Origin of the sequence: Paraburkholderia unamae, from assembly GCF_003268775.1 — a bacterium.
GTDB lineage: Bacteria > Pseudomonadota > Gammaproteobacteria > Burkholderiales > Burkholderiaceae > Paraburkholderia > Paraburkholderia unamae.
The window spans coordinates 128,731-153,991 of record NZ_QLSU01000011.1 but is presented as its reverse complement, the minus strand read 5'-3'; the positions used below and the strand labels follow the sequence as shown (position 1 = coordinate 153,991).

23 protein-coding genes are annotated in these 25,261 nt (G+C 65.2%); 9 read left to right on the top strand and 14 right to left on the bottom strand.

Features of this window, described 5'->3' with window-relative positions; translation table 11 throughout:
• Positions 1-118: 118 nt before the first annotated feature.
• Both C7401_RS19640 and C7401_RS19635 read left to right on the top strand, forming a co-directional pair.
• Positions 119-1,069, top strand: a complete 951-nt coding sequence (locus C7401_RS19640; RefSeq protein WP_258397160.1) for a helix-turn-helix domain-containing protein — start codon at positions 119-121, stop codon at positions 1,067-1,069.
• Between the two features lie 196 nt (positions 1,070-1,265).
• A complete protein-coding gene (locus tag C7401_RS19635; protein WP_112173059.1) occupies positions 1,266-3,041 on the top strand; it encodes an amidohydrolase family protein in 1,776 nt (591 codons plus the stop codon).
• Between the two features lie 2 nt (positions 3,042-3,043).
• Here the strand turns inward: C7401_RS19635 and C7401_RS19630 are convergent, their stop codons facing one another.
• Both C7401_RS19630 and C7401_RS19625 read right to left on the bottom strand, forming a co-directional pair.
• Positions 3,044-3,343: an AzlD family protein gene (locus C7401_RS19630; protein WP_112173058.1), complete on the bottom strand. Its 300-nt coding sequence runs from the start codon at positions 3,341-3,343 to the stop codon at positions 3,044-3,046.
• Positions 3,336-4,067, bottom strand: coding sequence for an AzlC family ABC transporter permease (locus C7401_RS19625; RefSeq protein WP_112173057.1), 732 nt, complete (start codon positions 4,065-4,067; stop codon positions 3,336-3,338). The genes C7401_RS19630 and C7401_RS19625 overlap by 8 nt, the downstream gene beginning before the upstream one ends.
• A gap of 327 nt (positions 4,068-4,394) precedes the next feature.
• Between C7401_RS19625 and C7401_RS19620 the strand changes: the two genes are divergently transcribed.
• Together C7401_RS19620 and C7401_RS19615 are read left to right on the top strand one after the other, a co-directional pair.
• Positions 4,395-4,613 (top strand): hypothetical protein, encoded by a 219-nt coding sequence (locus tag C7401_RS19620; RefSeq protein WP_112173056.1) that lies wholly within the window; start codon positions 4,395-4,397, stop codon positions 4,611-4,613.
• A gap of 108 nt (positions 4,614-4,721) precedes the next feature.
• Positions 4,722-5,030, top strand: coding sequence for a hypothetical protein (locus tag C7401_RS19615; RefSeq protein WP_112173055.1), 309 nt, complete (start codon positions 4,722-4,724; stop codon positions 5,028-5,030).
• A gap of 105 nt (positions 5,031-5,135) precedes the next feature.
• On the opposite strand, the gene C7401_RS19610 is transcribed toward C7401_RS19615, so the two are convergent.
• The 7 genes from C7401_RS19610 to C7401_RS19580 form a co-directional block, all read right to left on the bottom strand.
• On the bottom strand, positions 5,136-6,389 hold the full coding sequence (locus C7401_RS19610; protein WP_112173054.1) for a serine hydrolase domain-containing protein: 1,254 nt from the start codon (positions 6,387-6,389) through the stop codon (positions 5,136-5,138).
• Positions 6,390-6,610: 221 nt separating this feature from the next.
• On the bottom strand, positions 6,611-7,840 hold the full coding sequence (locus tag C7401_RS19605) for a porin (RefSeq protein WP_112173053.1): 1,230 nt from the start codon (positions 7,838-7,840) through the stop codon (positions 6,611-6,613).
• A gap of 115 nt (positions 7,841-7,955) precedes the next feature.
• On the bottom strand, positions 7,956-9,344 hold the full coding sequence (locus C7401_RS19600; RefSeq protein ID WP_112173052.1) for an MFS transporter: 1,389 nt from the start codon (positions 9,342-9,344) through the stop codon (positions 7,956-7,958).
• A 151-nt stretch (positions 9,345-9,495) separates the two neighbouring features.
• Positions 9,496-11,241 carry an FAD-dependent oxidoreductase gene (locus C7401_RS19595; protein ID WP_112173051.1) on the bottom strand — a complete coding sequence of 582 codons (1,746 nt, stop codon included), beginning with the start codon at positions 11,239-11,241 and terminating at the stop codon, positions 9,496-9,498.
• A gap of 25 nt (positions 11,242-11,266) precedes the next feature.
• The gene (locus C7401_RS19590; RefSeq protein WP_112173050.1) at positions 11,267-12,421 is read right to left on the bottom strand and encodes an acyl-CoA dehydrogenase family protein; all 1,155 of its coding nucleotides are present in this window, start codon (positions 12,419-12,421) and stop codon (positions 11,267-11,269) included.
• A gap of 11 nt (positions 12,422-12,432) precedes the next feature.
• Positions 12,433-12,930: a MaoC/PaaZ C-terminal domain-containing protein gene (locus tag C7401_RS19585; RefSeq protein ID WP_112173049.1), complete on the bottom strand. Its 498-nt coding sequence runs from the start codon at positions 12,928-12,930 to the stop codon at positions 12,433-12,435.
• Positions 12,931-12,936: 6 nt separating this feature from the next.
• Entirely contained in the window at positions 12,937-15,105 is a 2,169-nt protein-coding gene (locus tag C7401_RS19580) for an acetate--CoA ligase family protein (RefSeq protein WP_181565621.1), read from the bottom strand.
• Between the two features lie 210 nt (positions 15,106-15,315).
• Here C7401_RS19580 and C7401_RS19575 point away from each other — a divergent pair, with 210 nt between their 5' ends.
• From C7401_RS19575 to C7401_RS19565, 3 genes are read left to right on the top strand one after another with little or no spacing between them, the layout of a single operon-like run.
• Positions 15,316-16,509, top strand: coding sequence for a thiolase family protein (locus C7401_RS19575; protein WP_112173047.1), 1,194 nt, complete (start codon positions 15,316-15,318; stop codon positions 16,507-16,509).
• A complete protein-coding gene (locus C7401_RS19570) occupies positions 16,509-16,934 on the top strand; it encodes a Zn-ribbon domain-containing OB-fold protein (RefSeq protein ID WP_258397156.1) in 426 nt (141 codons plus the stop codon). The genes C7401_RS19575 and C7401_RS19570 overlap by 1 nt, the downstream gene beginning before the upstream one ends.
• A 60-nt stretch (positions 16,935-16,994) precedes the next feature.
• Entirely contained in the window at positions 16,995-18,383 is a 1,389-nt protein-coding gene (locus C7401_RS19565) for an MmgE/PrpD family protein (RefSeq protein ID WP_112173046.1), read from the top strand.
• A gap of 16 nt (positions 18,384-18,399) precedes the next feature.
• Here C7401_RS19565 and C7401_RS19560 read toward each other — a convergent pair whose 3' ends face one another.
• The 3 genes from C7401_RS19560 to C7401_RS19550 all read right to left on the bottom strand — a co-directional run bounded on the left by C7401_RS19560 (position 18,400) and on the right by C7401_RS19550 (position 20,633).
• A complete protein-coding gene (locus C7401_RS19560) occupies positions 18,400-18,687 on the bottom strand; it encodes a DUF1330 domain-containing protein (protein WP_112173045.1) in 288 nt (95 codons plus the stop codon).
• Positions 18,688-18,769: 82 nt separating this feature from the next.
• Complete coding sequence (locus tag C7401_RS19555) at positions 18,770-19,870, bottom strand: CaiB/BaiF CoA transferase family protein (RefSeq protein ID WP_112173044.1); 1,101 nt, start codon at positions 19,868-19,870, stop codon at positions 18,770-18,772.
• Between the two features lie 61 nt (positions 19,871-19,931).
• Positions 19,932-20,633: a nitroreductase family protein gene (locus C7401_RS19550; protein WP_112173043.1), complete on the bottom strand. Its 702-nt coding sequence runs from the start codon at positions 20,631-20,633 to the stop codon at positions 19,932-19,934.
• Between the two features lie 251 nt (positions 20,634-20,884).
• Between C7401_RS19550 and C7401_RS19545 the strand changes: the two genes are divergently transcribed.
• Both C7401_RS19545 and C7401_RS19540 read left to right on the top strand, forming a co-directional pair.
• Positions 20,885-21,769, top strand: coding sequence for a FadR/GntR family transcriptional regulator (locus C7401_RS19545; protein ID WP_112173042.1), 885 nt, complete (start codon positions 20,885-20,887; stop codon positions 21,767-21,769).
• Between the two features lie 53 nt (positions 21,770-21,822).
• Positions 21,823-23,049, top strand: coding sequence for a LysR family transcriptional regulator (locus C7401_RS19540; RefSeq protein WP_112173041.1), 1,227 nt, complete (start codon positions 21,823-21,825; stop codon positions 23,047-23,049).
• 5 nt (positions 23,050-23,054) lie between these two features.
• On the opposite strand, the gene C7401_RS19535 is transcribed toward C7401_RS19540, so the two are convergent.
• Positions 23,055-24,440 (bottom strand): MFS transporter, encoded by a 1,386-nt coding sequence (locus tag C7401_RS19535; RefSeq protein ID WP_112173040.1) that lies wholly within the window; start codon positions 24,438-24,440, stop codon positions 23,055-23,057.
• Positions 24,441-24,489: 49 nt separating this feature from the next.
• Positions 24,490-25,260 carry an SDR family NAD(P)-dependent oxidoreductase gene (locus tag C7401_RS19530; RefSeq protein ID WP_112173039.1) on the bottom strand — a complete coding sequence of 257 codons (771 nt, stop codon included), beginning with the start codon at positions 25,258-25,260 and terminating at the stop codon, positions 24,490-24,492.
• Position 25,261 lies beyond the last annotated feature (1 nt).

Sequence of the window (25,261 nt, the reverse complement as noted above, 5' to 3'; positions counted from 1 at the left end):
CGCGGACCAAGCGGCCTGCGTTGCGAACCGCCCTAAAGGTGACGATTCGCGGAATGACTCAGACGAAACGGCAGGCAGATCACGTCTTGCCGCCCCATCGCTGCGACTTGCCTGGAACATGGAAAACTCGAAACGCGTCAGGAGCAGGAGCACGTCCGTCCCCATCGGCATGCAGGCCGACAGGGACGATCTGGGTTGCGAGGCCAGCAAGCTCGGCCAGAACCTGCTCATCGAGGGCGGGGACATTCGCGTCTATCAGAAGCAAATGGATCGGACCGAGCCCGTGCGTGTCTCGACTCCGGCGAGCGAGCGCGGCTTTCTCGCGGGCGTCTCGCTAGGCAGCGGTCACCGAAGGCGGATTTTCCGCGGCCTGGATACCGACGACCGTGTGTTCGAGCCGAACTCGATCTATATTCGCGACCTCTCCGAGCAATACACGGCCGACCTCTGCGGGGGTTTCCATTTCGTTCTGTTCGAGTTGTCCGGGCGCTTTCTCAGCCGTCTCGCCGACGAGCATGGCTCACCGGTCATCCACGGCCTCGTGTGCCCTTCTCAGTGCAAGGACGCCGCTCTTGGAAACCTCGCCCGCGCATTGACCGCAAGCGCCGCGCGAGACGGCGCCCTCGACAAGCTGTTCGTCGAACAACTGGCGTTTGCCGCGGGCATACACATCGCGCGGCACTACGGCAATCTGGCGAACCGGGAAACGCGGACGAAAGGCGGCCTCGCCGCCACACAGGAGGCCCGTGCAAAAGAACTCCTGCTCCTTCGCGCGGCGCAGCGAAAATCGCTGGCTGACATTGCGCGCGAATGCGGCCTTTCGCACGCGTATTTCATCCGAGCCTTCGCGAGATCGACGGGATGCACGCCGCATCAATGGTTGCTCGGACAACGCGTCGAGCAGGCGCGACGGCTAATAGAACACTCTGAGCGGTCACTCACCGAAATCGCAACGGACTGCGAATTTTCTGACCAGAGCCATTTGAATCGCGTGTTCGTCAAGGTTTATGGCGTGCCGCCTGGGGCGTGGAGAAAGACTGTGAAACGCGAGGCCTCCGCTTTTCTGTAAGCGAATCCTCCGCCACTTCATTTGCGAAGCCCTGATTGCAAAGGAAGGCGACAGCTGCGCTCAAAACCGGACAACGAACTCGCGTACCGTTCGGTCGGCAACATTCGGCGCAATGTTCCGGCTGCTAGCATGTGACGAATGCCGCACAGAAGTCGATCTTTGGGACGCGCCTATTTACCCGACATGGGTATGTGCCATGAAAAATCTCGACGCAATCAGCCGGCGCAAGGCGCTCCAGATGCTTGCGGGGAGTCTCGCGGCGGGAGCCGCATTTCCCCGTTGCGCGCATCCCTTCGCGTCATCCTCCGGCGAAGAAGCCCTCCAGTCGGCGGCCCGCATCAAGCCGATATTCAAGCCAACCCGAATTGGCAACAGCGGCAAGCCAACCCGCTATTGCATCGATGTTCATGCTCATATCTTCAACTCAAGCGACATCGACGCGATGGGGTTCATGAAGAAGGACGCCGCCCACTCGATCGACAATGTGCTCTTGCGGGAACTGGTTGTGGGACTGGCGGAAGTCGTCGGCGCACTGGCGCTCGTTGCGCCTGCCGCAGAGGCCGAGATTGGAAAATTAAAGGCGTTCCTGGCCAAACTCGTCGGCGTGGAGAAAGACGAAGCGGTTAAAGCGTTCCTTCAATCGGAGGCGAGAGCCCACCGGGATATCGTTTCAAAGAACGTCGCCTACGAGATGAAAAAACGTAAGCTCGATCAAACGTACACGGCGTTGCAACAAGCTCATGCACAAGAGATGCGAAGAACGTTTGGCGACCTCAAGCCTTCCACGGAGGGGCCGACGGCATTTGAAGAGTCGATAGCGATCGCCATCGACCCGGTTCGCAGACTAAAGGACTATCAGGCACGGTATGGCGGGCGGGGAGCGCCCGAGAAGTCCCTGGACCCCGGCGGATACGTCGAGTTCGTGGGCCACATGTTGGCCTATCGATGGATGAATCTGCAAGACTACACGTACGCCTATACCGAAGCGAATGACGCGTTCGGCGTGGATGCGATGTTTGCCTCGTTCGTCAACTTCGACTATTGGCTGGCGCCGGCAAAGCGCTCTCCTCAGGTCGAGCAAATGAAGCTGCATTCGCTGCTGTCCATCATGTCCGGCGGCTATATGCTGCCGATCGTGGCATACAACCCATGGACCGATATCGAGGAACAAGATGCTTCGTTCGAGCTCGTCAAAAAGGCGATCGGACAATATGGCTTCGTAGGCGTCAAGATCTACCCGCCAATGGGCTTCATGCCTTATGGCAACAGCGAGCCCTATCCGGGCAAGCAAGCGCATCCGGACGTCAAGAAGCTCAACGCGGTCATGCTGCGGCTGGCCACCTGGTGCGCGCAAAACAATGTGCCGATCATGGCGCATTCCGGCGAGTCCAATGGCCGTGACCAGGGCGAAGATGAATTCGGCGGCCCAAATGGATGGAAAGCACTACTACAGAAACTGGAGATCACCTCGCCCTCCGTTTCGCTCGTAGGCAATCTTGGCCATTTCGGCGGCGGTTCCGACGAACCCAGACACCCCAAAAACGATTGGCCAAGCGAGTTCGCGAAGCTCATGCGCGATCCCCCGGAAAATCGGCTGTACGGCGACCTTGCGTATTGGGAACAGCTGCGATGGTGCGACGCGAAACATCCGAAATGCAAAGTGGCCAAATCGCGCCTTGACGCCGCCATCCAGGCAAATCCCGCAGTGACCGGGCGGATCATGTTCGGCACCGACTGGGACATGCTGTCCCAGGAGCCCGACTGGGGGAGCTACCCGTCTCAGGTAATCGGCAATCTGGGCGGATTGCTTCCGTCGATGGAAAAGTTCCTGTACCTCAACGCCCTTGCGTGTTTCGGTTTGGCGCCAGGCGGTGCTCAGCGAAACCGCGTCATCGCGCGGTTGAGCGCCGCAGTGGGAGACATCCCGCCCTGGCTGAAGAACGCGCCCGCCGTCATTCAGGGCCAGGACTAGCGTCAGACGATGAGATGCCGCAACACGCCCGTCGCGACGACTCCGACAACGACGGTCGGCAAGAGGGAAAGCCGGGTCGCCGCCAGAAACGTCACGGCGAGCCCAAGCAAGTCCGCCGGATGGCTCGACACGAACGCGGGAGCAATGACCGACACCAGCACGCAGCCCGGCACGCTCTCCATGATTGCCTGCGTTCGCGGACTCAGCGTCCGGTCGCGCAAAACGACAAAGCCCACGATTCGCGTCATGTAAGTCGACGCCGCCATCAGGACGATGGTCACAACCGTCGTCCAGTCAAGCATCGGGGCGCTCCAGAAAGCATGCCGCCACGAGACCGGCACAGGCCCCCGCCGCGACATACCATGCCCCCGGCACGAATTTGTACGTCACGCCTGCCACGATCAGACTGACGAGCCAGGGGCTGCATGCCCTGGCGCCCTTCCACATGCCCTTGAGCAGCACGAGGAAGACCGCGGTGAACGCCATGTCGAAGCCATAGCGCTCGATGTCGCCCAGCACCGGACCGAGCACGGCGCCCAGTGCGGTGAACGCAATCCAGGTCATCCACAGGTTGAGCGCCACGCCGATGTAATAAGCGATGCTGATTTCCCGCTGGCCTCGCGCGTTCGCATCCGCGAGCGCCAGGGCCCAGCTTTCGTCGCACATCAGAAACAGCGCGGCCAGCGCCCGAGGCAACGGCACATGCCGCATGCGAGGCGCGAGCGCCGCACCCATCAGGATATGGCGCATGTTCACGAGGAAGGACATCGCCACGATGAGTGCGATGTGAGGCGGTGACGTCCACAGCCGCACTGCCGTGAACTCCGATCCGCCCGCGAAATTGAGCCCCGTCATCAGGGGCACTTCGACTGCGCTGATGCCTTTTTGGGCGGCCTGCGCACCCAGCACCAGCGCGAACGGCACGAATCCCAACATGACGGGCAACGCGGCCCGCATCCCTCGAACCATCTCGGCGCGGACCAACGTGGCCCTCGACGCAACCGATGGCGAATACACACTGCTCATTCCACTTCCTTCCACTCGAACTTCAACGGCGAATTGCTCACTTCAACGAGGCACGAAGCATACCTTTTCGAAGCGCGTAGCGCTTGTACATTCCTGCTCCCGGGGCGTCGAAGGCGCTTGCCTTTCGGGTACGCACTGCCGGCCGGATGACAACAAGAGCGGACGCGTTCCGCGATATGCTTATGCCATACACCGTGTGCGAAGACGCAACAGGCCATCAGACGGCGTAGTGCCAGAACACCTGGCCGCTATGCACACTGCGGCACGGCACTCAAGTTGCTGCGGCAAAGCGGATAGACGACAAACCCGACTTCGAACAACGCAAAGATGGAACGCGAACCATACAAAGGCTACGTTTTATGGGGCCACGCCATTGCCCATCAGGCGGAACTGCTCACGCAGGAGCGTTATGCGGGAAGCGGCACGATCACCCAGGACAACACGCTTATCTGCACGTCGGGTGTTCTGGACTTGTTCGATTCCGAGGATGACGCGCAAAACGCGGGGTTGGCATGGGCAAAAGCATGGGTCGACACGCATGGCTAGCCCGATGCGCGAGATGGACAGGCGCCGACGAGCGCTAGACGTTAGAAGCGGAACCCGGTAGCCTGAAACAACTTCATGAGCAGTCTGACTACGTCAAGGAGCTGGCACATGGAAGTGAACACCGAAGCGCTTGTTGACATGCTGCGCGAAGTCGAAGCCGAAGATCCAATCGACTACGCCGACCTGCCGTTCGGCGAACAGGAACTACGGCGGCTCGTCATGCAATCGCTCGTGGAACGACACCACGCCGTGGAAGCCGCGATGTCGGGTTCGGATCTCCAGGCCATGTACCTGCTGAGCACCGCGAAGCTGGTGCTCGAAAACACGGTGCTTCACGCCCGGCTGCTCATGCTCCAGGGGCAACAGGTGGACGTGCAGGCACTCCTCGCCCCGTTCACCCTCAAGGGCAAAAAATAGAGGAACGCAAAGCGTGCCGGCGAATTTCACGGCGGCCGGATGCGCATGTCGCATACCGGCCGGTTCGCTCGCCGCTTGCCGGCCATGAACGGATGATTGCGGCCCTCAGGCGCCGCACTCGGTAATCGCGCTATACACGAGCGTGCGCAACTGCCGCCGCACCGGGTACGCACTGGACGGCAATAGCTGGGTGAGAAACAGCACGATCAAGTCTTCGCGAGGATCGACCCAGAAGAACGTGCTGGCCGCCCCGCCCCAGAAAAAATCGCCCGCGCTGCCTGGCGTGAGCGTGGACGCCGGCGCGAGGGTCGTGGCGAAGCCCAGTCCGAAGCCAACGCCTTCGTAATTCGCTTCGCTGAACATCGAGCGCGACAGGCGCGGCAGATCGGCACCGCCCGGCAGGTGGTTGGCGGTCATCAACTCCACAGTCTTCGGTCCCAGCAGCCGCACCCCATCCAGCTCGCCACCCTGGAGCAGCATGCGAGAGAAACGCAGGTAGTCCGCTGCCGTCGAGACGAGGCCGCCGCCGCCCGAGACGAAGCCAGGCGGCTCGCAATACGGACTCGTGCGCGGATCGTCCTGAAGCGTCGGCCCTTGCGCGGAGACGACCTTCGAGCCGAGCGTGCCAACGGCATAGCAAGCGCAGAAGCGCGACAGCTTGTCCTCGGGCACGTAAAAGGCGGTATCGACCATGCCGAGCGGATCGAAAATGCGCGCTTTCAGGAAGTCCTCGAACGCCATGCCGCTGACCTTGCCGACCAGATAGCCGAGCACGTCCGTGGAAACGGAATAATTCCACGCGTCGCCCGGCGAAAATTCGAGCGGCAGCGTGGCCAGCTTCTCGATCATGTCGTCCAGCGTGCCCGCCGTCGCAATATCGCCCAGCTTCAGCTTGCGATAGGCGGCGTCGACATTCGTGTTTTGCTGAAACCCGTAGGTCAATCCGGAGGTATGGCGCAGCAGGTCGACGACACGCATGGGGCGCGCGGGCGCACGCGTCTGGAAGCTCTCCATGAAGCCGCCCGCGTGAACGCCGAGCTTTTCCCATGCGGGAATGTACTTGCTCACGGGATCGTCGAGTGCGATCTTGCACTCCTCGACCAGCATCATGATCGCGACCGACGTGATGGGCTTCGTCATCGAGTAGATGCGGAAGATCGAATCCGCGGCCATCGGCGTGCGCCGCTCGCGATCGGCGAAACCCAGCACCGAGTTCAGTGCGAGCCCGCCACGCCGCCACACCTGGGTCACGGTGCCAGCCAGCTTGCCGGTCGCGACGTAGTTTTCGTCGAGAAAGCGCTCGATCCGCGCGAGACGCTCACACGACATGCCCTGCTTTTCCTGCCCTTCCCGACTCATATCCTCTCCTTCGCTGAGTGCATGCGCAACGTTCGTGGCTCACCGGGTGAGCGGCACAGTATGGCTCATTGCGCGATTGCCGGTAAAAACGCATCTGAGGGAGGATAGTCCAGTTTGGCGCGCGCGGGGGGCGCGGCGGTAACGGCGCAGGGTACGTCGACGACGCGACCTGCGTCGCACGCAAGCAGGACGCCGGTTCGGCGCTCGACGTACCCGGCAGTCTAGAAGCGCTGGACGAGTCCCGCTCTTCCGACGAACTGGTGCGCCGTGCTCGAAGGCGTCATCAACTCGATGTTGGCAACGGCCGGTTGGCCGAGCGAATCCGTTCCGCTCGCCGCCTGATAGACGCCGAACAGATACAGTTCAGTGCGCTTCGACAGAAAATACTGCACGCCGAGGATGCCCTGCTGCCAGGTCGCGCCGCCCCGGCCGCCGGCGCCGCCGCCACGCGTATAGGTATAGGCGCCACCCAGTTGCAGCGCGGGCGTCGCGAAGTACGAGACCGTGAGCGCCGCGTTGTTGAAGATGGCGGTGCCGTGGTATCCGAGCGGATTGGGCCCGGCTTCCGTGTTGCCGAGTCCTTCGAATGCCGAATGGCTCAGCGAAACGGCGAGCGTCGCGTCGTCGATCTTGTAGCTCGCGCCCGCCGAGTAGATTTCGAAAGTCGAAGCCGACGCATAGCCCGCGTAAATCGGATTCGATTGCGGCGAGGTCGCCGTGCCGAACGAACCGAGATTATTTGACGTCGCCGGGCCGGAATTCGGATTATTGCCGAACGACGCGAGATTGGGGTCGCGGCCGTTGTAATAGCCCACGCCAGCCGAAAAGCCATTCAACGCGTAGCTCGCGCCAAGCGCCCAGATCTGGCTGCCCGTGAAGTTGCCCGCGCGGCCGCCAAGCGAGTACATTGCACCGAACATGAAGCCGCGCCAGTTCGGGCTGACGAACTTGAGCGCGTTGTTGGTCCGCCGCGTGTGGCCGAGGCCATCGACGTCGCCCGGCAGCGAACCCGAAATGCCGACGATCAGGCTCGGCGAGTATGGGGCAACGAAATCGGCCTGCGTATCGTATTGACGGCCCGCGGTGAACGTCCCATACGGACTGCTCAATCCAACGTAGACCTGCCGCCCGAATTCCGCACCGCCTTGCGACAGCGTGCCGTTATTGATGTTGAAGCCGTTTTCGAGCGTGAATATGGCCGAGAGGCCGCCGCCGAGATCCTCCGTGCCGCGCAAGCCCCAGCGGCTGCCCGTGATCCCGCGCGCGCCGCCGTCGCTCATGGACACGACCGACTTTCCTGCCAGCGAACCGTCCGGGTTGCGGCCCGTTTGCGCGTTGTTCACGTAGTTGATGCCAACATCGATCAGACCGTAAAGCGTGACACTGCTCTGCGCCTGTGCTGCCGATGCGGCAAAAAGCGATAGCGGAAGTAACCATCTGCACTTCTTCATGACGTCTCCAATCTCCAATTTTTAGTAGTTGTACGAATGAATAAAACCAGATGCCGATCCTTACCTCCTTGCCGGCGAGCTTTCCCGCCGGCAGCCGAATCTATCCATGAGGGTGTTAGTGGCTGGAAGCCGTTGCAGGTGCGGTCGAATCCACGTCGCGCCCGATACCCCGGGCCTGGCGCCCCAGCACCATGAGCGCAAACGCGGCGATCAAGGCGGGGATGGCCAGCAGGCTGAAGATCGACGAGAACGCCCAGCTCAACGCCATGAGAATCGCGCCGCCGAACGCGCCAACCACGGCGCCGATGCGCCCTACCGCCAGCATCCATGCCACGCCGGTGACGCGGCTGGTCGTGGGGTAGTACTGCGCGGCGAGCGGCGCCATCGAAGCCGCCGCGCCCGAGAGCGCCGTGCCGGTAACGACGATGAGCGCGGTGAGCATGGTGTCGTGTGCGACGTTGCATCCAATCAGGAAGACGATCAGCGCGGTCAGGACATAGAAGAAAGCGACCACACGAATCGCGCTGAAGCGATCCATCAGCCACCCGGCCAGCAAAATCCCGGCGCATCCACCGACATGAAAGAGCGACGAGGTCATGGCCGATTCGTGCAAGCTGAAGCCGGAAGCCTTGAAGAGCGTGGGCAGCCAGTTGGTCAGCAGGTAGAACACCGTGAGGCACATGAAATAGCTGAGCCACAACATCGTCGTGCCGAGCAGATAGTCTTTCGACAGCACCTGCGCGACCGGCGACGTGCGCTTTGTCTCAGCCGCGCCGCGTGCTTCGCAGATGAACACGCAGTCGGCCAATTCCACGCGCGGAGCGAGGCGTCGCAGGATTTGCGCAACGAGTTCGCGCGAGCGCCCCGTGGACACCATGAACTTGACCGATTCGGGCAACGCGAACAGCAGCACGCAACCGAGCAACAACGGGGTCACGCCGCCGACCAGGAGCACGCTGCGCCAGCCGAATACCGGGATGATCCACGCGGAAAGCATGCCCCCGGCCGCGATTCCGGCGGCGAAGCCCATGAACATCGCGTTGACCACGAATCCGCGAATGCGCGCGGGCACGTACTCGGACATCAGCGTGACCGTGTTCGGCACCGCCGCGCCAAGCCCTAGGCCCGTCAAGAAGCGCAACGCCGTGAGTGATTCCATCGAGTGCGCCAGCACGCTCGCACAACTCAGTACGCCGAAGAAAAACACCGACGACACGAGCACGGCCTTGCGCCCAACGCGATCGGCGAGCGGACTCACGAGCAGCGCGCCGATACCCACACCGACCAGCGTCGCGCTGAGCACGGGACCGAGCGATTCGCGCGGCACTTTCCAGTCGTCCACGAGGGTGGGCGCGATGAAGCCCATTGCCCCGGTGTCGAAGCCGTCGAGGCCCACGATCAGGAAGCACAGCAGGAACAACACACAGTGAAAGAACGAAAAGCGCTGCTCGTCGATAAACGTCTGCACGTCGATCGTCCGTGCGCCGATGCGGCCGGCGCTCATTTCAAGCCTCCGGCCGTGCGTCTGCTGCCGGACGCGACGTGCTGTTCATCGCGGTGGGGGGTGCCATGGTCGATCGCATTCATTTTCGTCTGTCTCCTTTCGTGTTGTACTGGTGTGCTGTTCCGTGTGCGATTTGCCCGCCGGGACGATGCTACGAGACCTGGCGCAGCGCTTCTCGCGACGCTTGCCGGCTTGCCTGCCGTGCAATGTGCCGCGCCGTGATATAGCCGAACGTCATGATGGGTCCGAGCGTAATGCCCGCACCCGGATAATTCCCGCCCATTACGCTGGCGCGATCGTTGCCCACCGCGTAAAGACCTTCCACGGGCGCGCCATCGGCGAGGACCTGGCCTTCGACGTTGGTGGCGATGCCGTCGAACGTGCCGAGATCCCCCATCTCCAGCTTGAGCGCGTAGTAGGGCCCCTTGCCGACCGGCGCAACGCATGGATTGGGCCGGTGTTCCGCGTCGCCCAGATAGCGGTTGAACGACGTCGTGCCGCGCCCGAACGCAGGGTCTTCGCCACGCGCGGCGTGACGGTCGTATTCCCGCACCGTCTCCTCCAGCGCCCGTGCATCGATGCCGGCCCGCGTGGCCAGTTCAGCGAGCGTGCGCCCCTTGACCAGATAGCCGTTGCGCAGCAGCGGCCCGAGCGGGACCGGCGCCGGTTTCGCGAAGCCCAGTCCGTACTTGCGTAGGGTGCGTTGGCCGCAGATCAGCCACATGGCGGTTTGCGCCTGCCCGCGGCATGCTTCGACCATTGCCACGCCAACGTCGTGATAGGAGTTCGATTCGTTCGTGAAGCGCCGCCCGTTGCGGGTCACGCCGATCACGCCAGGCTTGTAGCGATCGACGAGGTGCGGGAACACGCCGGTGCTGCCGTCGCGCATCGGTACACGCGAAACCGGCATCCACGCGGCCGGTTGCGGATAGCGGATATCCACGCGCCCGCCGGCCTGTTCGGCCATGCGGGCGCCGTCGCCCGTGTTGCCTTCCGGCACAGGGGAAACGTGCTCGCCGCCACGCGCAACGTGAGCGAACGCCTGGCGCACGCGCGCGAGATCGTGAGAGAAGCCCCCGCATGCGAGCACGACCGCCTGGCGCGCCTCGAACTGCACCACGCCCCCGTCGTTCCGCGCCCGCGCACCCGTGACGCGGCCGCCTGCCATCGTCAGCTCCTGCGCCGCCGTGCCCGTGAGAATGGGAATGCCAAGATCGAGCGCCGATTTCGCGAGCCGCGCGGCCAGCGCGTTGCCGCTCGTGATCTGCACGCCGCGCCGGTAAAGCGCGAGATCCTTCAGGTGGCTCGCGAGCCGCTTCGCGACATACCAGGCCGATTTCGGCGAACGCGTTGCGTTGAAGAAGTGCTTCAGGTCCGCGTTCGACGAATTGAACATCATGCCGATGAACGTGATCGTCTTGAGCGGCGGCCGAAGCCGCGCGAGTTCGGCGCCAAGACGCCGCGCATCGTAGGGCGCCGCCACCACGGAGCGGCCGATGTCCACGCCGCCCGCCACGTCCGGGTGATAGTCCGGGTACAGCGTGGGCAGGAATTTCGCCTCCGTTTCATGCTCGAAGAAGTCGAGCATTTCCGGGCCGAAACGCAAAAAAGCGTCCACGGCGGCCTCGTCGAAGCACGCGCCCGCCTCATTGCGCAGATACCGCCGCGCCGCTTCAGTCGAGTCCGCCACGCCATTCGCGGCTGCATGACGGTTGCCGGGAATCCACAGCACGCCTCCCGAATACGCGGTCGTGCCGCCGAACCACGGCGCCTTCTCGATCACGATCACGTCGAGCCCCGCCTTGCGCGCCGTGATGGCGGTCGACAAACCGCCCGCGCCGGCCCCGATAACGAGCACATCGCATGCACGCTGCGATGTACGGAAAGTTTCGCTCATCTTGTCACTCCTCGCGCGCACCGCCTCACAAACCCATGCGCTTCGCGAGCACGTTGCGCTGGATTTCATTGCTGCCGCCGCCGATCGGACCCACGCGCGAATCGCGGAAGAACATCTGCATGTCGTATTCCATCGAGTAGCCCGCGCCGCCCAGAATCTGCAATCCTTCGTCGGCGCAACGGAAGTTGTTTTCCGTGCAGACGATCTTCGCGATCGATGTCTCGTTGATGGCCGGGTCTCCACCGTCCAGCAGTTCGGCGACGCGATACACCGACTGGCGCGCGGTCTCCGCCATGATCTGCATGTTCACGAGCTTGTGCTGGATGACCTGGAAGCTCGAAATCGGCTGCTCGAACTGGATGCGCTGCATGGCGTAATCGCGCGCGTATTCGGTAATGCGAAAGCAATGCCCCGACGAAATCGCGGCAAGCGCCATGCGCTCGAGGCCCAGGCACTTCATGATGTTCTTCCACGCACGCCCCTCTCCGCCGAACAGGTTCGAGACGGGTACGCGCACGTTGTCGAAGAACACCTCGTTGGCGTGCGTCGTGCGCCGCCCGAGCATGTTGAGCGGGCGGATCGTCACGCCTGGCGTTTTCGTGTCGACGAGGATCGTGCTGATGCCTTCGTGGCGCGGCGCGTCGCGATTCGTCTTTGCGATCACGACGATATAGTCCGCCACGTGAGCGCAGGTGATCCACACCTTGCTGCCGTTGAGCACGTAGGAATCGCCGTCGCGCACGGCGGTCGTGCGAATGCCTGCGACGTCCGAGCCCGTGCCCGGCTCCGACATGGCGAGCGCCAGCTTCGCCTTGCCCGCGACAATCTGCGGAATGATCTGCTGCTTCAGTTCGTCGGAGCCGAACTTCGCGATGTGCATGCCGGCATAGACGGCCGTCGTCGTGATGCCCTGCGCAATGCCCGTGTAGTAGTAGCCCAGCGTTTCGAGCAGCACGGCCACGTCCTTGTAGCTGCCGCCGCTGCCGCCAAGCGCTTCCGGATAGAAAAGGCCGAGAAAACCGGCTTCGGCCAGCGCCGCATGCGCTTCGTGCGGATATTCCTTCGTCTCGTCCATCTTGCGCACGCGGTCCCACGGCAGGTGGCGCTCGAGCAGCGTGAGCAGGCTTTCGCGCATCATGTTCTGTTCTTCGGTCAGGCCGAACGTGTTCATCAGGCTCATGTCTACTCCAGTCAGTTTTGTTGGTTCGCTTGTTCTGCTTGCTTCGCGCGCATCGCCTCGCGGCCGGCGCGCGTAAGGACCATCGTCGTCATCACGCCGGTCTGCACGATTTCCCCGCGCTGGTTGATCAGCTCCATGCGGCGCTTGAGCACGCCGCGATCGGGCTTCGACGTCACGCGCGCCGACGCCACCGTCGTGCGCAAATGGACCGTGTCGCCCAGGAAGATCGGTGCGAGGAAGCGCCACTCGTCCACGCCCAGCGCGGCGATGGCAGTGCCGATCAGATGCCCGAGCTGCGCGCTCAACCCCGTGGCCACCGAAAGGCCGAGCGCGCCGTGCGCGATGCGCTGCCCGAGCGCGGATTTCGCGCTGTATTCGGCGTCGGTATGCATGGGGTTCACGTCGCCGGAGACCCACGAAAACGTCACAACGTCCGTTTCGGTGATGGTGCGCGCCGGGCTCAGATCGACCGCGCCTTCCTCGAAGTCCTCAATACACTTGCCAGTCATGCCAGATCACTCCTTTGACGAAAGAACGAACAATGCATCGGCCGCCTCCGCGCCGTCACGCCCCACGATGAGCGGATTCACGTCGGCTTCCGCAAGCAGATCGCCGAGATCGGCGGCAAGCTCGGAAAAGCGGCAAATTGCGTCGATGGCGCTCTCCACGTCGAGCGGCGGCTGTCCCCGGTAGCCCGTGAGCAGGCGATAGCTCTTGAGCGAGGCCAGCATCGCCGCGGCCTTTTGAGGCGTGACGGGTGCGAGCGCCGTAGCGACATCGCCCAGCAGCTCGACGAGCACCCCGCCCAGACCGACGACGATCAGGGGTCCGAATTGTGAATCCTGCTGGATGCCGAGTACGAGTTCGGCGCCGGGCGGCGCCATCTCCTGAACGCTCACGCCTTCGATGCGAGCCTGCGGGCAATGGCGCGCGGCCGAGGCCAGCACGTCTTGCGCAGCATCTCGAACCGCCGCCGCGTCGGCAAGATTGAGACGAATGCCGCCAATCTCGGTCTTGTGCGCGATATCGGGCGAGGCGATCTTCACGGCGAGCGGAAAGCGCATCGTCTGCGCGGCGAGCGCGGCGGCATGCGCGTCGGGTGCGAGCGCTTCGCGCGGCACGCGCATACCGTAGGCGGCGAGCACGCGCTTCGCGTCCCGCTCGCCGCTAACGGCGCCGCCCCGGCCTGCGGCAATGAGAATCTCACGCGCCTCGGCGTGTGCCGCCGCCGGAGCGCGTCGCGCTGCGCCCGCTTTCGCGGCGTCGTCGCGCATCGCGCGGCGCTCATGCCAGTCGCACCAGGCCCGGATTGCACCGAAGCACCGGTCGGCCGAGCGAAACAACGTGACGTTGGGATCGGCGTCGAGCACGCCGCTGCCCGGCCCTTCGAGCCACTCGTTCATCCACACGGCGGCCAGCGCGCTCTGGCGTCGCGCCGCGACCTCGCTGATGACTGGTGCGCGCGCCCCCGTGGCGGCGTCGTGGGCGAACACGAGCGGCACGACCACGGCGCTGAACGCCGGGTCGCTGGCAAACGCGTTCAGGCAGTGAGCGAACGTCGACGACGTCTTGAGCACCTCGGCCGTGAGATCGGCTGGATTGGCGATAGAGCCGAAATCGGGCACGACGTCATCGAGTGCGGCCCGGGTCGGCTCCGAAAGCGGCGGCAATTCGAGACCCTTCTGCTCGGCCTTGTCGGCGTTGATGACGCCGGCGCCGCCCGAGGTCGCCATGATGCCGACGCGGCGGCCGTTGCGCGGCGCGTCGTTGCGCGCGAAGAAGTTCGCATATTCGAGCACGGCTTCGAGGTCGTCGAGCTGGATCGCGCCAGCATCGTCGAGCGCCGCGCGATAGGCGGCGAGCGAACCGACCAGCGTGCCGGTGTGCGAAAGCGCCGCCTTCGCGCTCGCGGCGGTGTTGCCCGCTTTGTACACGATGAGCGCCTTGCCGGCCGCATTCGCAAGACGCGCCGCTTCGAGAAAGCGCGCGCCACTTTTCACGCCTTCGAACAGGCAGACGATTGCGCGTACGTGAGCATCATCGGCCAGCGCGGCGACATAGTCCGCGACATCGACATCGGCGGAATTGCCGGCCGCGAGATAGTGGCTGATGCCCACGCCGCGCGACATCGCTTGCAGCATGGTGTAACCGAGCGCGCCGCTTTGCGAAACGATCGCCACCTTCCCTTCGCGGCCCGCGATCATCTCGCCGCAGCCGTTCATGAAGTTCATCGCCGCGCCCGAGCGCACGTTCGCAATGCCCACGCAGTTCGGTCCCGCGATGCGGATTGCGCCCGCACGCGCGATCTCCACGAGCCGGTCCTGCGCCAGTGCGCGCTCCGGACGGCCCGTTTCCGCGAAACCCGACGCATAGACGATGGCGCCGCCCGCGCCGACGGCAATTGCTTCCTCGAGCGTCGGCTCCACGAGCGAGTGCGCCACGCACATCACGACGCAATCGGGCGCCTGCGGCAGATCGGCGAGCCGCGGAAAACACGCGTGACCCAGCGTCTCGCGATACTTCGGATTCACGCCGAACACGCGGCCGCCGAATCCCGCGAGATTTTCGAGCGTGCGCTGCCCGAACGACCCCGGCGTCTCCGACGCACCGACCACGGCGATCGTGCGCGGATCGATCAGCCGTTGCAGATCGGCGCCCCGATAGACAGCTCTTTCCTTGTACATCGATTTTTTCTCCTCGTTGCATGACGGTGAGCGGCCCGGCACATCGATTTCTATTGGACCGTCCATTGACCGCATTAAATCGCGTGGCCGCTTCCCTGTCCCCAGGAAATAACCCTAATGGACGGTCCATTAGTTCGAAACTACGTTAACCTCTGTTGCGCGACGTTCGTGCCGCGCAATCGCATATCGAGGAACAGGAGACTTCGCCGCATGGGCAAGACAGTGACGATCATCGGAACCGCCGCGTTGCCGGTCGGTAAATGGCAGACGCCGCCCGGTGCAGAGCAACAAACGCTGGAGCACGAAGTGCTCGCGCAACTCGTGCTCGACGCGGTGGCCGACGCGGGTGTCGAGAAAACGGACATCGGCACGCTCGCGCTCGCGCAGTGCCGCCCCTACACGCTCCAGAAGTACTTCGCGACATTCATGGCGCATCATCTGCGCCTGCCCTGCGTGGGAAGCGTGTCGGAAGTGCTCGGCAACGGCATGACGGGCGGGCTCGCGTTCGAGCAGGCGGCCAACGACATCCTGCTCGGCCGCTCGAAAGTGGCGCTTGCGCTCGGCATCAACTTCGAAACGGCCACGGGCGCGGCCGAACACATGATGAGTTCGATGCGCGCGGTCGGCGACGTCGACTTTCAGGGCCCCTTCGGCATCACGCCGATCGCGTGGTATGCGATGGACGCGGCGCGCTACATGCACGATTACGGCGTTTCGCGCGAAACGATCGCGAGCGTCGCCGTGAAGAATCGCGCCCATGCGGCGCTCAATCCGCTTGCGCAGTTTCGCAAGCCCATCACGCTCGACGACGTGCTCGTCCAGCCCATGATCGTCGAGCCGCTCGGCCTTTACGAAGTGCCGCCGCGCAGCGACGGCGCGGTATGCCTCGTGCTCGCCGAAGAGGACGTGGCGCGCGCCAGCGGCAGACCTTACGTGCGCGTGCGCTCACGCGGCTTCTTTCACGAAGGCGCGCATCAGATCAGCGAAGTGCCCAACGACATGACCGGCTTCGCCGCCGCGCAGGCAGCGGGCCGTACCGCGTTCGACGCGGCGGGCGTCGCGCCAGCCGATATCGATTTCGCGGAGGTGTATGCGCCCTGCACCATCGTCGAGGTCCTGGTGAGCGAAGCGCTCGGACTGGCGCCGCGCGGCGGCGGCGCGCGTGCCGCCGCCGAAGGCGAAACGCGTCTGGGCGGCCGGCTGCCGGTCTGCACCTCGGGCGGGCTGCAATCTCGCGGGCATCCCGCCTACGTCACGCCGCTCTACAGCTTCGTCGAAGCCGCCGAGCAGTTGCGTGCGCGAGCCGGCGAGCGCCAGGTCGCCAACGCCCGGCTCGCGCTGACCAGCGCCGAACTGGGCAACTACAACGCCGCACTGGTTCACATTCTCGAGGCCGTCCACTGATGCTCGACACCATCGTCATCGACCAACCCCGCGCCTACGCGCCCCGTGTCACCGCGTTCACGCGCCCCTTCTGGGACGCGTTGCGCGACGGCCAATTGCGCACCACGCGCTGCGAAGCATGCAGCGCGTACACGTTCCCGCCCAAGCCGTTCTGCCCGCATTGCTGGTCGCGCGATGTGCGCTGGACCGAACTGTCCGGTCGCGGCACGCTCTATTCGGCGACCACCGTGCACGCCGCCCCGGCGGCGTTTCGTGAGCTGGCACCGTATCGCGTCGGCATTGTCGACCTGGAGGAAGGGCCGCGCATCGCGGTGGCGCTCTGGGGCGACGGACCGTTCGCGCTGGACAGCCCCGTTGAAATCGTCGTGCTCGATCACGCCGATGGCCCCCTGTTCGCCGCGCGGCACGCTTCGTCCGGCGACTGAAGCGCATGCGTCGCCTCGCTCCCGACCCGCGCACAAACAATTTCATCAGGAATCCATATCATGATGCCTTCCGAGCCTCGCTCGCCTGCCCTGCTCGACGCGCTCGCGCAGTTCACGCATGACTTGACGCTGTCCGCCACACCCCTCGAAGTGCGCCGCCAGGCGGCGCTTTGCCTGCTCGACACGATCGGCTGCATGCTGGCCGGCGCGCACACGGATGAAGGCGCCGCGGTGCTGGCCGCCGAGCGGGACATCGGCGCAGGCGGGCCGCCCGCGCGCCTGCTCGGCTCGCACGAAACACTTCCCGCCGAAGCCGCCGCCCGCGTTCATGGCTACTGGGGCGACATTTTCGAGTTGAACGATCTGATCGGCGGGCATGCGAGCATCGGCAATGTCGCGGCCGCGCTGGCGCTGGCCGGCGCGTGCGGCGCCACGGGCGCTCAATTGCTCGCCGCGACGATTGCGGGCATCGAAGTGACGTCGCGCGTGTACACGGCCGTCTATGGGACGCTCAAGCCTTATACCGAGGTCGCGATGGTCACGCCCGGACTCGTAGGCGCATTCGGCACGGCAGCCGTGGCCGCCTCGTTGCAAGGCATGTCACGGCAGGCGACGCGCGAGGCGCTTGCCATCGCGGGCGCGCTCACGACATGGTGTCCCGCCGAGACCATCTTCGGCAGCGGCGGCAGCGTAAAGCCGATGATGTTCGGGGCGTGGCCCGCCGCGGCCGGATTGCGTGGCGCCGCCTATGCGCGCCACGGCCTGACCGGCCCCGAGCGCCTGCTCGAAAGTCCGCTCGGGCTGATGGCCACACTCGCGCGCGCCCCCGACGCGCGCGCGATCACCGATCCGCAACGCTGGTTTCTCGCCGAGCCGCGTCGCAAGCTGCACGCGTGCTGCGGCTATACGCATGCGGCCGTCGACCTGGCCGCAACGCTGCGCGCACGCCTCGGCGCGCAAGTGCTCACGCACGCGCACATACGCGTTGGCATGCCCGCCTACGTCCTGCCGGCCGTTTCGAAGCGCGAGCCGCCCGTGACGCCGAACGACGCGCGCTTTCACGTAGGCTGGTGCGTTGCGCTGGCGGCGGCGGGCGAGGATGTCATCTTGCCGGAGCATAGCGTCGAGTTCGAAACGCATCTGCGCCGCCCCGACATTCGCGCCCTGCTGCCGAACATCGAGATCGTGGAAGATGTGTCGCTCACGCACTACCACCAGTGCGTGATGACCGTTACACGCGCCGGCGCCCCCGCCGTCGTTGCCCGCCTCGACGCGCCGCGCGGCACGCCGCGCAATCCGCTCTCCGATGCCGAGGTGATCGCAAAATTTCAACGTCTCGCGGCCGGCCATCTCGACGGGCAAGCAAGCGCGGCTTATGCCGCCCGCGTACTGGATCTCGAAGGTCAGACGAGCATCGACTGGATCTTCGATCAGCTCGTGGCCGCCTGACATCCCATGCGCCGCGTCAGGCGCCCTCCACCGCGACGAAGTCCGCCACTGCCGCGCCGCTGCGCGCCTCGCGCGCAGCCGCATATTCCGGCGAGTGGTAATAGCGTTCGGCAAGTTCCCGTGACGCGAACTCGATTACGACGTTGCGCGAACGGCCTTCGCCTTCGAGCACCGTGCAGGCCCCGCCTCGCACCAGCACCCGGCCGCCGTATTGCTCGATCACCGCCGTCGCCATGCGTGCATAGCGCGCGTAAGCGTCCTCATCGGTCACGTCGATACGCGCGACGATATATCCCTTGGTCATCCATTCGCCCCCTTGATTAGGCATCCTTCATAACCGGCGCGAGCCGAACGAACGCGCGCCGCGCTCCCTGCGCTTTCCCGGCTTACTGAGCCGCGCGCTGCGTTACGCCCCACGACGCGAACACGTCCGCCGCCGTGCCGGGGCCGCAAGCCGCCGACCGCGCCTCGCCAGGCGTGCGGCCAAAGCGCGGTGCGGGCGCGGGCTGCAACGTCCCGTTCAGATCGATGAAGGTGCCGCGGCTCGCGATATGCGCGTGGCCCGCCGCTTCGTCGAGACCCAGCACCGGACTCACGCAGGCATCCGTGTCGTCGAACACGGCGGCCCACTCGGCGCGCGTCTTCTGCGCGAAGCGTGCTGCGAGCGCCTCACGGATCACGCCCCACTCATTACGCGCGCTGCGCGGCGGCAAGCTCTGCGGCGCGATGTCGAGCCGTTCGAGCAGCCCATTCCAGAACGGTTCTTCGAGCGCGCCCACCGCAACGTAACGGTTGTCGGCAGTCGCGTAGGTCGTGTACCACGGCGCACCGCCATCGAGCAGATTCGCGCCCCGTTCGGGCACCCAGCGGTGCTGCGCGCTCATCCGGCAAAAGAGCGCCATCAGCATGGCCGACCCGTCGACCATCGCGGCATCGACCACCTGCCCCTTGCCGCTCGTGCGCGACTCCAGATGCGCGCACAGCACACCAAACGCGAGGAACATCGCGCCGCCTCCATAGTCGCCCACGAGGTTCAGCGGCGGAACCGGAGCGCCGCCGGCCTGCCCGATCGCGGCAAGCGCGCCGGTCAACGAAATGTAATTGATGTCGTGCCCGGCGCGCGCGGAAAGCGGACCCGTTTGCCCCCAGCCGGTCATCCGTCCGTACACGAGCCGCGGATTGCGCGCGAGGCACGCGTCGGGGCCGAGGCCGAGTTGCTCCATAACGCCCGGGCGGTTGCCTTCGAGCAGAATGTCGGCGCACGCGACGAGATCGAGCGCGTCGGCGCGCCCTTCGGGCTGCTTCAGGTCGAGCGCGAACGCCCGCCTCCCGCGCATCATCACGTCGCCGGGATCGAGCGGCGCGCCGGGCCGCGCAATCTGCACGACATCGGCGCCCATGTCCGCAAGCATCGTTGCGCAAAACGGCACCGGGCCGATCGCGCCGAATTCCACCACCTTCAGTCCAGCCAACGGACCTGACTTCATCTGTCTCGCTCCTTTCTCTACGTGTTCTCGCAATACGTCCGATACGCCTGCCCGGGTCGAGTCATTCGCGCCAATCGACGGCCTCGACCAGCGTCGCCCGCGCGGTGCGGAACTGGTTGGCCGGATGCGCGGCGTCTGCATAGCCGAACGAGATGCCGCAGATCACGCGGCGCTCGTCGGCAATGCCAAGCCATGCGCGAATGAAGGACGCGTGAGCGGCCAACGCCGCCTGCGCGATGCATGCCACGCCATGCGCCTGCGCGGCGAGCATGAACGTGCTCACGTAGGCGCCGCAATCCACGGCGCCGTACTGGCCGAGCGCGGCGTCCGTCGTCACGATAGCGACGTGCGGCGCGCCGTAGAGCCGGAAGTTTTCGCGCGCCTGGCGGCCCGACGCCTCACGGTCGCCGCGCGCCACCCCAACGGCCTCATACAGTTGCAGGCCGCACGCGCGCCGCCGCTCCTGGTAGACGCCGCGATAGGCTTCGGGAAAGGCAATGTCGGGCGCGGCCTGCGCGCCGGCGACGTGCTCCAGCAAGGCGGCGCGAAATGCGCGCGTGGACGCGCCGCTCAGAACGGCGAGCTGCCACGGCTGCGTGTTGCACCACGAGGGTGTGCGCTGCGCGCTGGCGAGAATGCTTTCGATCACGGGACGCGGCACCGCATCCTCGCTGAACGCGCGGCAACTGTGCCGGCTGCGCAGAAGGTGGTCGAGTACGGCGGCGGGTTGGGCGATGTCCTCGCCGGCTGCGTGATGCTCCATCGGCTGTCTCCTGTTGGCTTCTGCTGATTCCTGTTGTCGCCCGGGCGGCGTGGCGCCCGGGCCTCGTTATCCGGAATGGCGGGTTTCGCCATACAATACGCTAATGGACGGTCCATTACAAGCATTCGCCGGGCGCCAGGTTTCGCCCGGCGGTTCGCTCTGTCGTTCACTCGGTAGAATGGACCGTCCGTTGGGAAACGCGCGCAACGGATGCGCTACTATTTCAGCTTCGATCGAGCCCGACACACCGCATGACGACATTACGAACCACGCGCCGCGCCGCTACCGGCGCGAGCGTCGACCAGCACGACGCGGGCGACGCCGCCCCGCTCGCCAAGCGCACGGCGGCCAAGCGCCCGGCTGCGAAACGCGCCGCGCCCGCCAGCACGGCCGTCGAACAGGCCGCGACGCCGTCCGAAGCATTCAGCCCGATCTCGACGCGCCGCATCTCCGAAGAAATCAACGCGCAGATCCGCCAGCAGATCGCCTCCGGCGCGCTGCGTCCCGGTTCGCGCCTGCCGACCGAGCGCGAGCTTGCCGAACAGTTCGCCGTGAGCCGCATGGCCGTGCGAGAAGGCATGCGCACGCTCGAATCGGCGGGGCTCATCACGATGAAAAAAGGCCGGCATGGCGGCGCGTTCGTCAGCGAGAGCAGCGCCAAGCTCGTCACGCAGCAGATTCGCGACATGCTCGAACTGGGCCGCGCCACGCTTCCCATGCTGATGGAAGCGCGTCTCATGGTGATGGACGTCGTCGTGAGGCTTGCATGCGAGCGCGCCACGGCGGCGGACTTCCGCGCGATGGAAGCGAATCTGGAAAAAACCGTCGCGCTCACCGAGGCGGGCCGCCTCGTCGATCGCACGTTCACGGCAATCGAGTTCAACAAGATCCTCGCCGATTGCACGCGCAACGACATCATCGGCGCGCTAGTCGAAGGTCTCAGCGAAGTGCTCAGGCATTTCATCGTGCTGGCCGGTCCGCAGCCGTTCAGCTCCGTGGTCGATACGCGGCAGAAGCTGATCGAGCAAATGCGCGCGCGCGACGCCGACGGCGCGGCGCTGACCATGCGCCACGCGCTCGAGGACATCAGCACGTATCTGATCAAGCAGTCGCGCTCCGCCATCGTACGCAAGTGAGCGCGCGCCGCGTGGCGCTGCTGCGCCTCGCGGCGCGGCCCCTATAATGGGGCATGCTCCACGACCCCTTTCAACTCAATCTCCGGCATTTGCAGGCAATGCTGGCGATTCGCGAGCATGGCAGCGTGAGTGCGGCGGCCCTGCGTATCGGCTTGTCCCAGCCGGCGCTCACGCAGGCGGTGCTCAAGCTGGAGCAGCAATTCGGCCACGCGCTGTTCGAGCGGCGCGCCGACGGCATGCTCGCCACGCCAGTGGGCGAGCAGGTCGCGCAGCGTGTGGATGCCGCGCTCGGCCATCTCACCCTCGGCGCCAAAGCGCTCCCGCATGGCGCGGCTCGCCCCGAACGGCGCATGACGACGACACAGCTACGCGCGTTTCTTGCGCTCGCCGACGCGGGCAGCTTCGTCGCCGCAGCGGCGGCAACCGGCATGTCGCGCACGGCCGTGCATCGCGCCGTAGGCGATCTCGAAGCGTCGGCGGGCGAGACGCTGGTCGACCGGCGTGGCCGGGGCATCAGCCTGAATGCCGCGGGGCGGCGCCTCGCGCGCGGCACGCGCCTCGCCGTCGCCGAACTCGCCGCGCTGCTGGTCGAATTGGGCTTGCATCCGGAAGGCACGCTGATCGGCCTCGGCGTGACGCCCACGGCCCGCGCGCTCGTCGTACCCGAAGCCATGGCGCGCATGACCGCCGAAACGAACACGGCGGCGTTCCGTGTCTACGAAGGCAGTTGGGCGGAGCTTGTCGAGCCGTTGCGTGACGGCGTGATCGATCTGATCGTCGGCGAAGTGCGCGACTACGAGATCTCCGATCTCGCGCAAAAGCCGCTCTATGAAGATCGCCTGATCATCGTCGGCGGCAGCAGGCATCCGCTGGTCGCGCAGGAACGCGTCACGCTCGATGCGCTCGCCGCGTATCCGTGGATCGTGGGACTGCCGAACTCGCCGCTGCGCGGTGCATGGGAAGAACTGTTCGCGGGACGCGCACTGCCGCGCTCGCCGATCGAGTGCGGCTCGGTCATGATCATCGGGCGTCTGCTCACGAACGGCGATTTCCTCACGCTCCTGAATCCCGACCAGGCCGCGCTCCAGATCCGCAGCGGCCTGCTCGCGCAGATCGGCGTGCCCCTCGCGCACGCGACATCGGCGATCGGCCTCACCGTGCGACGCAGCTGGCGGCCCACGGTCGTGCAGCAACGCTTCGTGGATGTGCTACTGGAGGTTTCGCGCGACGGCGACGACGTCACGTCGCGACGCAAGCGGCGGGTCGCCGACTGGATCTAGCGCGCCTATGGCGTCTGCGCGCGATTCGCCGGATCGGGGAGATCGACGTGAGCAGGTGGCAGTGTGCCGGCGTGCGAGCGCTGCCGGTACCAGACCTGCATGAACGCAATGCCCGCGCCGCCGAGAAGCAATGGCGCCGCCATCAAATAGAAAATATGCGCCGGTGTCCAGCCCGCCTGCATCAGCAAGCCGGGCGCCATCGGCCCGAGTATCGCGCCGCTGCGGCCGACGCCCAGCACCCACCCCAGCCCTGTGGATCGAAGCGCCGGTGGATAGAACGTCACCGCCAGGGCCGACACGCCCTTTTGCAGCCCGCTGACGCAGAAACCCAGGCAAAACGCAGCGGGCGCAATAACGACGACCGCTGGCGAGAGAACCGCTCCGACGAGTAGAACGAATGCGGCGCCCGTCAGGAAGTAGGCCTTGACGATGCGCGCGCCGCCGAACCGGTCCATCAGGAAGCCCGTTGCAATTGCCGCTATGCCACCGAGATTGCCCAGCGTCGAGGCGAGGATCGCGTTTTGCTGAGTCGCGCCGATCTTGACAAGAATGAGCGGCAACCAGCTGAGCGCAAAGAAATAGACGACCGCGTTGAAGCTCAACGCGGCCCAGAGCACGAGCGTGCCGACGAGGCGCTGTTCGACGAAGAGTTGCGCAACGCCGCCCGCCCGAGGCGCGCAAGGTTCGCCCGCGACGAGCATGTCGCTCGAAGGCGCGCGTGGATACAGGCGAGCCAGAATGGCTTTCATGCGTGCGTCGCCTTGCGGGCCGCGGGCAAGCAGCCAGACCGGCGACTCGCACCAGACACGCCAGACAGCGAGCGCCACGATAATCGGCATGACGCCCCCGATCGCCATTGCGCCACGCCAGCCGTAGCGCGACAACGTCGCCCATGCGGCAACGCCGGCAATCATGATGCCGCTGGTCGTGCCGAGGTAGAGCATCGCGACGAGCGCGGAGCGACGGCGCACCGGGAAAAGCTCGGAGACGAGCGCCAGCGTCGGCGGCACCACGCCGCCGAGTGTGAGGCCAACGGCCACGCGGCAAAACACCAGCGACTGCGCACCCGGTGCGAACAATGTCGCGAGATTGAGCGCGCCCATGGCCAGCAGGCAGCAGACCACGAGGCGCTTTGCACCGATCTTCGACGCAAGCGGTGCGAGCACGAGAAAGCCGATCAACATGCCGCTGTAACCCGCCGATAGTATCGCCCCCTGCTTCGCGGGTTCGATCCGCCATGCCTCGACAATGCTTGGCATGACGTAGGAAATGATCTGTAGATCGAAGCCTTCGCAAAACAAGGCCAGCGCGCCGATTGCGGCAATCGCAATCTGGAATCTCCCTATGGGTTGTGTATCGATTACGGAAGCAACGGATTTCGTCCCGGTCATGATGTCTCCTCGCGGTTTGATTGTTTTGCTGCCTGCGCGGCCGGACGATCTAGCGCATATGCAATCCGCCGTTCACGTCGATCGTCGCGCCGACGATGAAACCGCTCCGGTCTGAAGCAAGCAGCGCGACAGCGGCCGCGATTTCTTCGGGTTCCGCGAACCGGCCCACCGGCACCTGCTTGCTGATCTCTTCGCGTAAATGCGCGAGGCGCTCCTTCGCGCTCGACACCGGCCCCGGCGACACGGCATTGACCGTGACGCCCGTGCCCGCCAGTTGCCGCGCGAAGTAGCGCGTCAATGTCGTTGCGCCGCCCTTCGCGGCCGCATAGTGCGCCGACGCGACCGTACCGCCGTTATGCGAAGCGAGCGATGTGACATTCACGATTCGCCCATAGCCCGCGGCTTTCATGACCTTCGAGAAAATCTGGCAACTGAGGAAGACACTCCGCATATTGATGCTCACGATCTCGTCGAATTCTTCGGGCGTGATCTCGTCGAGCGGCGTGCGCCTCGCGTAACCCGCGTTGTTCACGACGATATCCAGCTTGTGCCATCGTTCCAGCACGGCACCGAGCGCCTGCTCGAAATCGCGTTTCTCGCGCACATCCAGCCTGCATGCAAACGCGGCCTCGCCGAGCGGATCGAGCGCATTCGCCAGCGCTTCGGCGTTGGCGGCATCCACGTCCGTCACGACGACCCGCGCTCCGCCCGCGTGTAGCTCTCGCGCAATGGCGGCGCCGATGCCACGGCCCGCGCCCGTCACCAACGCGACCTGCCCTTCGAAGGCCGGCCGGCCCCTGTCCTGTCCCGCTTCAATCATG